Origin of the sequence: Saccharospirillum alexandrii, from assembly GCF_004000275.1 — a bacterium.
In the GTDB taxonomy this organism is placed as follows: domain Bacteria; phylum Pseudomonadota; class Gammaproteobacteria; order Pseudomonadales; family Natronospirillaceae; genus Saccharospirillum; species Saccharospirillum alexandrii.
Map to the genome: position 1 here is coordinate 103515 of NZ_RCIP01000005.1, position 14203 is coordinate 117717.

11 protein-coding genes and 1 riboswitch are annotated in these 14203 nt (G+C 59.5%); of the genes, 8 read left to right on the forward strand and 3 right to left on the reverse strand.

Annotated elements, in window-relative coordinates; all coding sequences use genetic code 11:
• Nucleotides 1–26: 26 nt before the first annotated feature.
• Nucleotides 27–2087: a HAMP domain-containing methyl-accepting chemotaxis protein gene (locus tag EP166_RS18230; protein ID WP_127559752.1), complete on the reverse strand. Its 2061-nt coding sequence runs from the start codon at nt 2085–2087 to the stop codon at nt 27–29.
• Nucleotides 2088–2303: 216 nt separating this feature from the next.
• Nucleotides 2304–2414, forward strand: a riboswitch (TPP riboswitch).
• A 206-nt stretch (nt 2415–2620) separates the two neighbouring features.
• Between EP166_RS18230 and thiC the strand changes: the two genes are divergently transcribed.
• The 8 genes from thiC (at nt 2621) to EP166_RS18265 (ending at nt 10264) form a co-directional block, all read left to right on the forward strand.
• Nucleotides 2621–4582, forward strand: coding sequence for a phosphomethylpyrimidine synthase ThiC (gene thiC / locus EP166_RS18235; protein WP_127559753.1), 1962 nt, complete (start codon nt 2621–2623; stop codon nt 4580–4582).
• Nucleotides 4575–6074 (forward strand): thiamine phosphate synthase, encoded by a 1500-nt coding sequence (thiE, locus tag EP166_RS18240; protein WP_127559756.1) that lies wholly within the window; start codon nt 4575–4577, stop codon nt 6072–6074. The genes thiC and thiE overlap by 8 nt, the downstream gene beginning before the upstream one ends.
• Nucleotides 6071–6286 (forward strand): sulfur carrier protein ThiS, encoded by a 216-nt coding sequence (gene thiS, locus EP166_RS18245; protein WP_181952733.1) that lies wholly within the window; start codon nt 6071–6073, stop codon nt 6284–6286. The genes thiE and thiS overlap by 4 nt, the downstream gene beginning before the upstream one ends.
• The gene (locus tag EP166_RS18250) at nt 6286–7071 is read left to right on the forward strand and encodes a thiazole synthase (RefSeq protein ID WP_281276811.1); all 786 of its coding nucleotides are present in this window, start codon (nt 6286–6288) and stop codon (nt 7069–7071) included. The genes thiS and EP166_RS18250 overlap by 1 nt, the downstream gene beginning before the upstream one ends.
• A complete protein-coding gene (gene thiH / locus EP166_RS18255) occupies nt 7061–8182 on the forward strand; it encodes a 2-iminoacetate synthase ThiH (protein ID WP_127559758.1) in 1122 nt (373 codons plus the stop codon). The genes EP166_RS18250 and thiH overlap by 11 nt, the downstream gene beginning before the upstream one ends.
• A 141-nt stretch (nt 8183–8323) precedes the next feature.
• Nucleotides 8324–8695: a response regulator gene (locus EP166_RS21565; protein ID WP_164744005.1), complete on the forward strand. Its 372-nt coding sequence runs from the start codon at nt 8324–8326 to the stop codon at nt 8693–8695.
• Nucleotides 8696–8699: 4 nt separating this feature from the next.
• Complete coding sequence (locus tag EP166_RS21570; protein WP_164744006.1) at nt 8700–9308, forward strand: histidine kinase; 609 nt, start codon at nt 8700–8702, stop codon at nt 9306–9308.
• A gap of 2 nt (nt 9309–9310) precedes the next feature.
• Nucleotides 9311–10264 carry a GGDEF domain-containing protein gene (locus EP166_RS18265; RefSeq protein WP_127559760.1) on the forward strand — a complete coding sequence of 318 codons (954 nt, stop codon included), beginning with the start codon at nt 9311–9313 and terminating at the stop codon, nt 10262–10264.
• Here the strand turns inward: EP166_RS18265 and EP166_RS18270 are convergent.
• Nucleotides 10251–12542: an ATP-dependent DNA helicase gene (locus EP166_RS18270; protein ID WP_127559762.1), complete on the reverse strand. Its 2292-nt coding sequence runs from the start codon at nt 12540–12542 to the stop codon at nt 10251–10253. The genes EP166_RS18265 and EP166_RS18270 overlap by 14 nt on opposite strands.
• Entirely contained in the window at nt 12539–14200 is a 1662-nt protein-coding gene (locus EP166_RS18275) for a VRR-NUC domain-containing protein (RefSeq protein WP_127559764.1), read from the reverse strand. Before EP166_RS18275 ends, EP166_RS18270 begins: the two co-directional genes overlap by 4 nt.
• Nucleotides 14201–14203: the final 3 nt, after the last annotated feature.

The window sequence follows — 14203 nt, forward strand, 5'->3', positions numbered from 1 at the left end:
CGCGATATTGATGCCTACGAGTAAAGTCAACTTTGAAAGCGCATGACCATGGTATCCAGTTCCCTGGCCATAGCGCTGAGCTGATGGCTGGTGTCACTTGATGTTTTCGCAGCAGTTTCAGCCCGACGAGCATTGTGCGAAACCTGATCAACCTGAGTTCGAATGGCGACGGTGCTGTGTTCCTGGTGTCGGGCGATGTCGGATACCTGGTCACTGAGTTCCTGGATCCGGTTAATGCGATTTTTAAATTCGTTAATGGCGGTATCGGCCTGGGTCGACACCCGGCAGCTGGTATCAATCTTAGTGCGACCTTGCCGAATCGAACTGGACAAAGCCTCGAAGGCGGCGATTAAACCGTCGATGGTCTTTCTTATTTCTGCGGTTGATTCTGAGGTACGGCTGGCCAGCATTCTTACTTCATCGGCTACAACGGCAAAGCCCCGTCCCTGATCGCCGGCCCGTGCCGCTTCGATAGCGGCATTCAGCGCGAGCAGATTGGTCTGTTCAGCGATGCCCTCGATGGTGGTTGAGATGACTTCAACGCCCTTCATGTCATTGTTGAGCTGCGCAATGGTCTCGGTGGCTTCACTGAAAGTCTGCTGCAGAGCCGTCATCGCCAGGGTATTCTCACGAATTTCAAGCGCTGTGGCATGTAATTCACTGTGTGCTGTTACCGCGACTTGCTGGCCTTGCTCCGACAGCGAGACAACCTGTTGAACGGCTTCTTCCATGTTGTGAACCGCCGTGAGAATGCGTTCGGTTTCCGCCGCCTGTTCCTGGGATGCGGAGCCGACTGATTTGCTGAGCTGTTGGCTCTGCTGGGCCGAATCGGTAATGGCATGTGACTTGACTTTAAGGTCGGTAATTATGTCGCTCAGGCCGAGTCGAACGGCTTCAACTGCCGTGATCAGGTCGCCCATTTCATCGCGGTGGTTCGACTCTACGCTTCGGGTCAGGTCGCCCGCGGCCAGTGCTTTGAGCGCTGACTTCAAGGTAGTCAGTGGGCTGCGAATGCTGATGATGATCAGCCACAGCACCACCGTTACGGTAAGGAAGATGGCTGCCAGACCAAAGAGACTAAAATGCGTGCTACGCGCCAGACTTGCATTGACACTGCTGGCGACATCGGTCGCAAAAGCCTGCGAAAAAGCGCTCAGGGTCGATAACGTGTCCTGAATACTGCGCTGCGCGGATTGCACCGACTCTGCCTGGCGCGAAGCGGTATGGCGATAGTCCAGCAACGCTGACTGACTTGCGATTAACCCCGGTTGAAGGGCCTGGGAGTCGGCGAGGGTTTCTCCACGGGCGAGACTTTGAATCTGGGCGGTGATGCGTTGTGCCGATTGCATAAAGGGGCGCGACCTAGGGTAGTTCATCGCCAGTGTTGTAAAACTGAAAAATTGATTTTGGTGGCGCTGATCCCATTGGTCAAACTGGGCAGTGAGTTGGTCAAGTTCCTGAGCATTCGCGGCCAGGCTGATGTCTTTTAGCAGCAGCAAACCATTGAGAAAAGAGGCGTAGAATTCGTAAGCGACTGCCAGGGCATAGTCGTCGTCCAGCGACAGTGAAAACTCGTCAAAGGCAGGTGCCAGTTCATTGCGGATCGATGCGGATTCAGCGACAAGGTCGTTGTACCGCGTTTCAAAACCGAGGCTGATCGCCTTGTCATCCACCCGTTGGCGCGCCAGGGTCATCACCTCGGCGAGTTGATCCCGCAGTCTGGCCAGTGCCTCGTTCTCATCAGCCGTGTCGGGCAAGGTGTCAAGTCGTTTCTGCAAGGTCTCCAGTTCAGTAGCCAGCCTGGTTTCGTGCTCTGCCAACCGGTCGTTGAGCACGGAGAGATCGGCAACGGACTCAACATTGATGGCAGCCTGAAAGTCTTCAGCCAGGCGGGCGGTCAGCAGGTCAATACGCTGGGTGATCTGAGCGATGGGGGTTGCTGATTCCGTCAATAGAGTCAGTTGGTCAATGGTGGTCGAGGCATTGCGAATACTGAGGCCTGATGTCGCGGCGACAAACACCAGAACGACAGCAAAACCCAGAATAATGCGGCCAACAATACTCAGAAAAGGCGGTGATGCAGTCATGGAAGCACCTGAACGGTAAGCTGCTTTGTTAGCAAGCGGTTATTGTTATTGCGCGAAGTAAGGGTAGGGCTTGAGGGTTGCCAGAGCCTGTATAAAACCCGCAGGTTTCAATACTCTTTTGCTTTTTGATGGGCCACCTGACTCCGCCCCGGGCCACAGCGACAGAGGTGGATGGCGTTCCTGCTTGTTCTATCGAGCCGGAGGCAGTACCCTGTTCGGGTCTTGTCGGAGTGCCGGGGTAACCACCCCCTGGCTGAGATCGCACTAGCGGGATCCGTTGAACCTGATCGAGTTCGTACTCGCGAAGGAAACAAGGGGAATACCAGTCTTGGGGCCGCGCCCTGAAGGCAATGAGCCCACCGGGTTCCGGTATTTCCAGTTCAAACCGGGCTTGCCGGGTTTGAAGGCTTGTTCGGGTGTGTGTTGGCAGACAGCAGACCCGGGCGTCTGTTGTTTTAATAGTTTGCCGTCACCTTGTTCGCACCCCCAGCTCCCCTGCGTTCGCTCCGTCGCTTTTGCGAGGAACGATCGAAATGACCTTATCCATACCTGCCAATAAAAAACCAGTCAAACCAACACCTGGCGACCCATTGGGCGAGCGTGTTGAGCAATTAAACGCCGACGCCATTACCCCTTTTCCCAACTCAGAGCGGTTCTATATTGCCGGTTCCCGAGCGAATATCCGGGTCGGTATGCGCGCTATTCATCTCTCGGATACCCGGGTGGGCGGCACGGCAGCCTCGCCCGAGTGGCGCGCTAATGAACCGGTGATTGTTTACGATACTTCGGGCCCCTATACCGACCCCGATGCGCAGATCGATTTGCGACGCGGGCTGGAAGCATTGCGGGAACCCTGGATTGAAGCACGCGACGACACCGAATGGCAGGGTGCGCCAGGTTCCGATTACGCGCGCCAGCGCGCCAATGATCCGGCACTGACTGCGTTGAGGTTCACTCGCAGCCGCCTGGCGCGTAAGGCCAAAGCCGGTCGCAATGTCACGCAAATGCATTATGCCCGCCAGGGCATTGTTACCCCGGAAATGGAATACATCGCGATTCGGGAAAACCTCGGTCGCGAACGCCTGCAAGACAAGACGCTGGCACGTCAGCATCGGGGTGAAGCGTTTGGCGCGGCTATTCCGGCGCAGATCACCCCGGAATTTGTGCGTGACGAGGTTGCCCGGGGCCGGGCGATCATCCCTTGCAACATCAATCACCCGGAAGCCGAGCCGATGATCATTGGCCGTAACTTCCTGGTGAAAGTGAACGCCAATATCGGCAATTCGGCGGTCACCTCCGGCATCGAAGAAGAAGTCGACAAGCTGGTCTGGGCTACCCGCTGGGGCGCCGATACCGTGATGGACTTGTCGACTGGCGCCAACATTCATGAAACCCGGGAGTGGATACTGCGTAATTCGCCGGTACCGATTGGCACCGTACCGTTGTATCAAGCGCTGGAGAAAGTCGGGGGTGTTGCCGAAGACCTGACCTGGGAGATTTATCGGGACACCCTGATCGAACAGGCCGAGCAGGGCGTCGATTACTTCACCATTCACGCTGGCCTGCGTTTGCATCACATACCGATGACCGTGGACCGGGTGACTGGCATTGTCAGCCGCGGTGGTTCGATCATGGCCAAGTGGTGTCTGGCGCATCATAAGGAAAGCTTTCTCTACACCCACTTTGAAGACATCTGCGCCATCATGAAGGCGTACGATGTGTCGTTTTCACTGGGCGATGGCCTGCGCCCGGGTTCCATTGCCGACGCCAACGACGAGGCCCAGTTCGCCGAGCTGGAAACCCTGGGCGAGCTGACGCAGATCGCCTGGGAGCACGACGTTCAGACGTTGATCGAAGGGCCGGGCCATGTGCCTATGCATCTGATCAAAGAGAACATGGATAAGCAGCTGGAGTGCTGCGACGAAGCGCCGTTTTACACTCTGGGCCCGTTGACCACGGATATTTCGCCGGGTTACGACCATTTCTCCTCAGGCATTGGTGCAGCTATGATCGGCTGGTACGGCTGCGCCATGCTGTGCTACGTGACACCCAAAGAGCACCTCGGCCTGCCGGACCGGAATGACGTCAAGCAGGGGCTGATCACCTACAAAATTGCGGCCCACGCGGCCGACCTGGCCAAGGGCCACCCCGGCGCACAGATTCGCGACAATGCCATGAGCCGGGCGCGGTTCGAGTTCCGGTGGGAAGACCAGTTCAACCTGGCACTCGATCCGGATACCGCTCGTCAGTTTCATGACCAGACTCTGCCCAAGGAAGGCCACAAAGTGGCGCATTTCTGTTCCATGTGCGGCCCCAAATTCTGCTCGATGAAAATCAGCCAGGAAGTGCGTGATACCGTGGCAGCGGAAAAAGCTGGCGCCGACCGGATTCCACTCCAGGCCGAGCTGGACAGCGCCATGGCACAGAAGTCGGCCGAATTTCGCGATCAGGGCGCGCGGCTCTATTCGCCGGCGCAAGGAGGTGAGCATGAGTGAGCCGCGTCCCATTGTCTGGAGCATTGCCGGCAGCGATAGTGGCGGGGGGGCAGGCATCCAAGCTGATAGCCTGACCATCACGGCTCTGGGCGGCCATGCCGCCACGGCAATCACCTCGGTGACGGCGCAGAACAGCCAGGGTCTGATCATGGCTGAACCGGTGTCGCTGGCGATGTTTCAGGCACAATTGACCGCACTGGCCGATGATCTGCCACCAGCGGCCATCAAGATCGGACTGCTGGCCAGTATCGCGCAGATCGATTACCTGGTTCAGGCCTTGCCCGCCTGGCGCGAGCGCTGGCCAGGGCTGGCGGTCGTGCTCGACCCGGTCGCGGTCGCCACCAGTGGTGATGCGCTGACGGAGCCGGCGGTTCACGCCGCCCTGCACCGGCTGCTGCCACTGGTGGATCTGGTCACCCCCAATCAGCCCGAACTGAGCTGGCTGACCGGGTGCGATGCTCATCCACATGCGCAACAGGAAGCAGCCCGGCGTTTGCACCATGACGCTGGTGTGAGTGTCTTGCTGAAAGGCGGTCATGCTCCCCGGGAACCACAGATCACCGACCAGTGTTTCGACTCCAGCGGGCACTGGTGCCTGCAGCAGCCCCGACTCAGTACGCTGCACACCCACGGCACTGGCTGCACACTCAGCAGCGCCTGGGCGACTAGCCGAGCGCTGGGCTATGACCCGATTGACGCCGTCGCCCTGGCCAATGCTTTTGTGCACCGTGGTTTGCAACAGGCTTACGCCACCGGGCAGGGGGCGGGCACGCTGACACGCCAAGCCGTTGAAAGCCGGTCGGCGATGCCGTTTGCCAACATCCGGCAGAACGGGGATGACCCGTTACCGGGCAAGGCGTTTGCGGAACTGAACCGGGCACCGGGCGTTTATCCGGTGGTTGGCGATGTTGCTCTGCTCGAAACCTTGCTGGCGGCTGGAGCCAGCACAATTCAGTTACGCCTGAAAACTCTGGATACCGAACGCCTGGCGGCTCAGATCCACCGTGCCGTCGAGCTGGGTGAGCGTTACCAGGCGCAGGTGTTTATCAATGATCACTGGGCCCTGGCGTTGGAATTCGGTGCCTTTGGCGTGCATCTGGGGCAGGAAGATCTGGCCAGTGCGGACTTGCCGGCCATACAGCGGGCGGGATTGCGCCTGGGTATTTCCACGCATGGCTACGCCGAGCTGTGTCGTGCCCGGCGGTTGCAGCCGAGCTACATCGCTCTGGGTCATGTGTTCGCAACCACCACCAAGGTCATGCCCAGCCAACCACAGGGCCTGGACCGTCTGGCGGAATATCAGGCGTTGCTTGGCGCTGCTTGTCCGACCGTTGCCATTGGTGGCATTAAGGAAACACATCTGGAAGCGGTGGCAGCCTGCGGCGTATCCGGGGTCGCGATGGTGACCGCCATCACCGACGCCGAGTCACCGCCCCTCGCCTGGCGCGACCTGGATCGCCAGTGGCAACGTCTGACCGGAGGTGCAGCATGATGATTTTTTGCAACAGTGAAGGTATTGAGGTGGCCGCTGACGCAACACTGGCTGACGCCCTTGCGTCTTACCTGGAAGCGAGTGAAGGACCCACACCCAAGGGTCTGGCGGTGGCCTGCAATGGCGAAGTGGTTCCCCATCCGCTCTGGTCGCAGCGGCACCTGGCCGAGGGTGACCGACTCGATCTGTTTTCAGCGGTGGCAGGAGGCTGATGATGTTAACCATTGCCAATACGTCATTTTCATCGCGCCTGCTGACCGGAACCGGCAAGTTCAGCACGCCCGCTACCATGCTGGATGCGCTTGCCAGCAGTGGCACCGAACTGGTGACGCTGGCGCTGCGTCGCCTCGACCGGCGTGACCGGGATGCTATTTTTGAGCCCCTGCAGGCAGCCGGGTACCGCCTATTGCCCAATACCTCCGGTGCGCGCACAGCCGAAGAGGCCATTCAGGCGGCGCAACTGACCCGCGAGGCTATGGGCACCCCCTGGCTCAAGCTGGAGATTCACCCGGACCCGCGCTATCTGCTGCCCGACCCGGTGGAAACCCTGAAGGCGGCGGAGCGCCTGGTACAGCTGGGTTTTATCGTGTTGCCTTATGTGCATGCCGACCCCGTGTTGTGCAAACGACTGGAAGAGGTTGGCTGTGCGGCGGTGATGCCCCTGGCGGCGCCCATTGGCTCCAACCAGGGGCTGGTCACCGCACCTTTTATCGACATCATCATCGAACAATCCAGAGTGCCGGTGATTGTCGACGCGGGCCTCGGTGCGCCGTCCCAGGCTGCCGACGCCATGGAGCGCGGTGCCGATGCGGTGCTGGTCAATACGGCCATCGCCACCGCAACCCACCCGGTAGCGATGGCCGCGGCTTTCAAAGCCGCGGTTGAAGCGGGCTTTCAGGCGCGCCAGGCCGGGTTGGCCACACCGGGTCTGCGAGCTGCAGCATCCAGTCCGTTGACGGCTTTTCTGGAGACCGGGGGGGATTCCGATGTTGGCTGATTACGATTTCCAACCGCCCGATTGGCAGGCTTCCGGGTTGTCGCTCTACGCCAAAACGGCCGCTGATGTGGAGCGCGCACTGGCGCGTTCCCAGCGCACCACGGATGACCTGATGGCACTGCTCAGCCCGGCCGCACGGCCGTATCTGGAAACCATGGCGCAGCTCAGTCACCAACTGACGGTGCAGCGATTCGGCCGCACACAACAGCTCTTTGCCCCGCTCTACGTCAGTAATGCCTGTGCCAATGAGTGCGACTATTGCGGTTTTTCGATGAGCAACCGGGTCCGCCGCAAGGTGCTGACGGCAGCCGAATTGGCCATGGAGGCGGCCTTTTTGAAGCGTCAGGGGTTTGAGCACCTGCTGTTAGTGGCCGGCGAAGCGCCGCGGGTGGCAGGGGTCGACTACTTCGAGCGGGCATTGCAGCAACTGGGCCCTGAGGTTGCGCAGATCAGCCTGGAGGTTCAGCCCATGTCGACTGACGACTACCGCCGCCTGCACCGGGCCGGGCTGCATGCGGTACTGGTGTACCAGGAAACCTATCATCGGCCGACCTACCATCAGCACCATACCCGCGGCAACAAGGCCGACTACGACCACCGTCTGGCGGCACTGGCGCGGGCGGGCGCTGCCGGTATACACCGTCTGGGTATGGGCGTGTTGCTCGGGCTGGCCGATTGGCGACTGGACAGCCTGATGGCAGCCCATCATTTGCGGTATCTGGAGCGTCGCTGCTGGCGCAGCCGGTTCTCGATGTCGTTTCCCCGGTTGAGGCCGGCTGAAGGGGGGTTTATAGCGCCGCATCCGCTGTCGGATGCCGACCTGGTGCAACTGATCTGCGCCTGGCGTCTGTTTAGCCCCAATCTGGAACTGAGTCTATCGACCCGGGAGCCCGCCGCGTTGCGCGAGCATTTGCTTCCTCTGGGAGTGACCAGCTTGAGCGCCGGGTCTTCCACCCGGCCCGGTGGCTATGTCGTAGAGCCGGATTTAGCGCTGGAACAGTTCAGTATTGACGACAATCGCGCCCTGAAGGATGTTGTTGCTGCTGTTCAAAGGTTAGACTATCAGCCTGTCTGGAAAGACTGGGACCCGCACTTGCATGTGTCAGAATGAGATAAAGGTCCGATTTCCGGTTTGCCAGAGTGGCGTTTCTTGCCTTTACTCACAGGGTGGATTGCCCGAAATACCGGGCGATTGCAACTGAGTGATAGCGTCTGCGCATTCAAAGATGTCAATTTGCATGATGGAGTAACCATGTCGACACCCGTCCTGATCTGTGACGATTCAAGTTTTGCCCGCAAACAGGTGCAGCGAGCACTGCCTCCAGGTTGGGATATAGACGTTACCTTTGCCGGTAATGGCGAGGAAGGGTTAACCGCGATCAGAGCGGGTAAAGGCGATGTGGTGTTTCTCGACCTGACCATGCCGGTGATGGATGGCTTTGAAGTGCTGGAGGCCATCAAAAAGCAGGACCTGCCCTGTCTGGTGATTGTGATCTCCGGCGATATTCAGCCCGAAGCCATGGCACGTGTGAAAAAATTGGGAGCGGTCGATTTTATCAAAAAACCAGTGGATGCCCAGCGGTTGCAGCAAGTGCTAACCGACTTCGGCATCTATGCGGGGTGACCGGATGAGCGCTGAGCATCTCGATGAAGAAATGCGCGACGTATTCCAGGAAATCGCCAACGTGGCCATGGGCCGCGCCGCCGACTTGCTGGCCAGGTTACTGAACAATTACGTGGTTTTGCCGATTCCGGTGGTCAATTTGCTGGAACGCAACGAACTGAAAATGGCGCTATCGTCGCTTAAATCGGTCGATTCCGTCAGTGCCGTCTGCCAGGGGTTTGTCGGTTCCCGCATTTCCGGCGAAGCCCTGCTGATTTTCAACGACACCAGCTTTCAGGACATCGCCGAATTGACGGAGTTCAAGGGCGATATCACGCCGGACATCGAACTTGAGTTGCTGATGGACATCGCCAACATTCTGATCGGTGCGTGTCTGAAAGGGCTGACTGAACAATTGGATGTGTCTTTCAGCCAGGGTCAGCCGGTGTTGCTCGGCCAGCATCTGCACCTTCAGGACCTGGTGAATAACCAGACTGGCAACTGGAAACGGGCGCTGACCATTGAAATTCCGTATCGCCTTGAGAGCCGCAATGTCGATTGCGATCTGCTACTGCTGTTTACCGAAGACAGCCTGGCGGTGCTCGAAAGCAAAGTCCGTTTCATGCTGGAGTGATCATGTCGCCACCGCGCAATTCAGTAAATGATTTCCACTGGTTAATTGAAGTACTGCAAACCATCGACGTTGGGATGCTGGTGGTCGATTTGGACTATAAGGTGATGGCCTGGAACGGCTTTATGGAAAACCACAGCGGCATTTCTCCACAGGATGCCCTGGGGAAGAACCTGTTCGCCGTGTTTCCCGACATTCCCCGGCACTGGTTCGAGCACAAGGCGAGAACCGTGATTGAGTTGCGCAACCGGGCGTTTACTACCTGGGAGCAACGACCCTATGTGTTTCGGTTCAAGAACAACCGGCCCATTACCGGTACGTCCGAGTTTATGTACCAGAACTGCACCTTTATTCCGGTGGCCGACACCAGGGGGGAGGTAAACAGTCTGTGTATCATCGTCTACGACGTTAGCGACGTAGCGGTGAGTAAGATTGAATTGCAAAAAGCCAATCAGCGGCTGAAGGAGTTTTCGCGCAAGGATGGTCTGACGGGCTTGTTCAACCGTGGCTACTGGGAGCACCAGTTGTTGCAGGAGTTCAAACGTCAGCAACGGGCCCAGCAACCGACTTCGTTGATCATGATGGACATCGACCATTTCAAGGCCGTCAATGACACACACGGGCACACTATTGGCGACGATGTGATTCGCATGGTCGCCTCGGTGATTCGCGATACATTGCGCGCAACGGACCTGGCCGGGCGTTACGGTGGCGAGGAGTTTGCGGTCATTCTGCCTGATACCACTGGTGAGGATGCGGTTATTCTGGCCGAGCGGTTGCGGGTGCATGTTGAGGAGCAGGTGCTGAAATCTGAAGACATGAACTTGCAGGTGACCATTAGCCTCGGCGTCGCCAGCTGGAACGCTGAGCTTTCATCACACTCCGAATGGATCAGCCTGGCCGATCAGGCGCTGTATCAGTCAAAAGATCTGGGCCGCAACCGCGTCAGTCTGGCGTAACCTCTAACACCTCCTCGCGCCGCCGCATCACCACCAGCCAGTGCGGCGGTAACCAGCCGTTGCGGTAGTACTCAGCGAATCGGTCATCTAACAGCCAGATATCCCCCTGATCCGTTTCGGTGCGCACACAGCGACCAGCCGCTTGCAACACTTTGTGCAGGCCGGGGTAGCGGTAGGCAAAATCGAAGCCGGGCTGGCCCTGCCGGTCCAGGGCGTGGCGAATGCGATTATTGAGCTCGTTGACCTGTGGCAGGCCGGGGCCTACGACCATAACGCCGGTCAGTGCATCGCCGGGTAGGTCGATGCCTTCCCCCAATACCCCGCCCAGGGGCGCCATGACCATCAAACCCTGTTCATTTCGTAGCCGGTCGAGTAACGCCAGTCGCTCCAGTAAAGTGGCATCGCGGGTGGGCGCCATCACGGTGGGGTCATCAGCGAACGCCTCGAATACGCCGGCCATCTGCTGGTAGCTGGAGAAAAAGACCAGTGCATTGCCTCGGGTCTGGCGACGGAATTGCCGGACCAGGGGGAGGACGGTGTCTTTCAGGCCAGCGCGGTCGCGATAGCGCGTGGACACATCGGTAATCAGCGTGACTCTGAATTGCTGTGGCTGAAACGGCGAGGGCAGCGTCAGCGGCACGGCATTGGCGAGGCCGGTCATGGCCAGACTGTAAGGCCAGGGGGTCAGGGTGGCGCTGAAGCCGGTAACCGAGTTAACCAGGTCGTGCTTTTGGGTCAGCAAGCGCGATGGGTTCAGGCACAGTATCTCTATGCGTTTGTCGTCGATAGCGCGGCTCTCACCGCCCTGGTAGCGCCAGCAGAAATCCTCTGGCTGGGCCAGTTCATCAATACGGGTGAAGCGACCCGCCTCAAAGATCAACGCTTCCCAGGCGGGCCCCGGCTCCCAGAACGGTGCCTCCCGAAGCAGACGAGCACTGGCCTGCAGCCAGGTGCGCAGAGCCAGGACCAGCGCCTCGGGCCGTCGCTCGCAGAGGCCATTCTGATCATTCAGGCAGCGTTGCAACGCCCGCCGCACCGGCTTCAACGCCGCTTTCACGTTCGCCGGGGCTGCGTCATTCAAGGCCGCTAGAGAACGGCCGGAAAAGGCGGCGCTGAACATGGCCCGGCCACGGTCGATCAGGTTGTGGCTTTCATCAATCAACACCGCGACCTGGTTGTCCACTTCCCGGAGCAGATAGGGCTGAACGGCAGTGGTGTCGTACAGGTAATTGACGTCACCGACTACCAGATCCGCCCAGACGGCCCAGTCCTGGCTCAGGTAATAGGGGCAGATCTGATGTTCCTCTCCCAGGCTGGTCAACGTTGCCTGATCCCAGATACCCTGCTCCAGCAGCGCCGGGCGCAAGCGCTGGCGTTTGTCGAAGTAGCCACGGGCGTAGGGGCAGACCGATCCGTCGCAGGGTGTAGTAGGGCTAAGGCACAGGCGCTCCTTGGCCTGCAGGTTCAAGGTAATCAGGTCGGTAGTGTCGAGGTTCAGCGCCCGAATGCTGTCGAGCACCAGGGGCTGGCCGGTGTTTTTCATGGTCAGGTAATACACGCCCTGGTGATGCCCCTCACCCAGTGCTTTCAGGCTGGGAAAGAGCGCTGCCAGTGTTTTGCCGGTACCGGTAGGGGCTTCGATCAGGGCATTGCGCTGCAACGCCTGGGCCTTGTAGACGGTTTCGGCCATGCTGCGTTGTGCCGCGCGCATCTGGCTGAAGGGAAACCGGGCCCGGGCCAGGGCAAGATCCCGGCGTTGCCGGTGTTCGTGCAGTTGTTGCAACCAGTGATCGTAGCGGGCCAGGTGCCCGGTCAACCGGTCGAGCAGGGCCTCCCGCGTCCAGTGTTCATCCTCATGCCATTCTTGTTGTGTCTGACTGTGCACGTAGCATAGCCGCACCGTCCATTGCGCCTGTTCGGGGCGGGGCAGTGCCCAGAGCGCCGCGTAAATTTGTGCCTGGCGCTGATTCAACGCCCGTGCCGAATCGGGTAGCTCTTCCGGCGAAATGCGCAGTGTTTTGATTTCTTCTATGCCGCTGATCCAGGCGCCATCAATACGGCCGCTGAGGGTCAGATCAAAGTCCGGGTGTTGCCAGTCGAGGCTGACGGCTTGCTCGGGTCGATAGCCTGGTGTGCGGCGTGCCTGGGTTAGCTGATGGGTTTCCCGGCCTTCGAGTGCACTGGGGCTGGCGCGGAAGCTGCTGACCAGATCGCCTTCGTCCAGGCAGAACTCGGCCAGGGCACGAACCGAGATGCGAAAGTGGGGCCTTGGGGTCATGGGGTTGTGTCATCCGCAGGCGTTTCCGGTTCGGCGCCGGTGGTGTACTCGACGTACCAGACTTCGGCGGGAATACCCGCTTGGCTGAACACCCCCAGCCAGTCCCGCTGGTTATCCTGCAGACGATCACCCGGCCCTTTGATTTCGATAAAACGATAGCCGTCCGAAAGGAACTGAAACAGGTCGGGAAAGCCGGAACGGTGACGCTTCAGGTCGAGCCAGAGGTGCTGGAATATCGGGACCCAGTGGTTCCAGGGAACCACATCGAAGCATCGCAGTAACAACTCTGAACTCAGCCCGCCCCAGCCAAAGAAGGGATTTTGCAGGCCGGTTTTATTCTGGCTGTAGAGCACCAAGTGCCGGCGTGCCCGGGTTTGAGTCAGGGTCTGGTACAGGTGGTGCCGGTCTGTGCCCCGACGTTGTAGAAAGTCTGGTTGGTAGAGGTCGGCCGGGCCCGATTGAAACGGGTGGTGAAAGGCGCCGGGTACATCGGCAAACAGCCATGGCCAGTGCACCAGCGTGAAGATGGCCAGTGGCAGCTGATTTTCCAGCCAGACGGCATCCTCGAGTTGAGTACAGGCCAGTTGCTCGACACTCATGGCAGCCGGTGGCCATTGGACGCGGTTTTCGATGACAGTGGGTGCTAACACACTCAGCACCGGTCGTTTGAGTTTGCGCGCCAGGCGCGGCTGAAAGCGGGGTCCAAAGCGGGCTTCGCTGGCATCCTGCGGGGCGTCCAGAATCGGCTGCAAGGCGTCCCAGCAATCTGTGTAGCGCTCCTGTTTGTACAGCAGGCGGCACCGACGCTCGCGCGCCGGGGGTGTTTCGTTGGTGTTAAACAGCGCGAGGGCCAGCGACCAGTGCCCGGCTTGCTCAAGCCGATAGCCGAGCTGGTTCATCAGCCGAAAGGCCCGGTCCTGAACCCGGGGCCGCCAATCGGTGGCTAGGCAGGCCTGGGCAATCGCGGGTAATGGATCTGTTGACTTGGTTTCGGTGGCCTCGTAGTACTGGTCGCGCAGGTCCATCAGATGCAGTGTCTGGTCGATGTCGGCCGGGTCCTGAAACCAGCGCTGGGCGCGGTTAAGCGGGTAGCGTTCGTAACGGAAGACGCCGAGATCCGACAGCACAAAGTCGGTCAGGCTCTGGCGGCCATTGCCAAAGTACATCAGTTGCAAACGGCGCAGGGTGGCATCGTGGCAGCGGGCCACCAGAGGCTCGGCCAGCTGCCAGTCGTCTGGCGAGCCGGAATCGGGCATTTTGGCGAGATGTTCAAGCAAGGCCGCCTTGTTGAGGCGCGGGTCCGGGCACCAGGGTAATTGCCTGAGATCGGGCAGGGTTAGCAAGCGGGCGATGTCCAGTGCGGTAAGCAGGGGCGCTGGATCCAGCAGGCCGGTCTGAACCAGCTCGGCGACGGCCGGTTCAATGGGGCCTACGTCCGCGTAGCTCAGCCGATTGACCCTGAATACCGGCCCCTTGCGCGTGTACAATCGCACCAGCAAACGGGCGGCCGGCTCGCTCAGTTCACGGAAACGGGTTAAAAAGCTCTGGTCGGCCGGCTCCAGCAGGTCGGGGTAGCGTTCGCTGACGGTGCTGACCAGTTGGCGGAAGTTGTCTAGATAGTAGCCCTCGGGCAGATCGATTTGCTCGGTCACAGGCATACT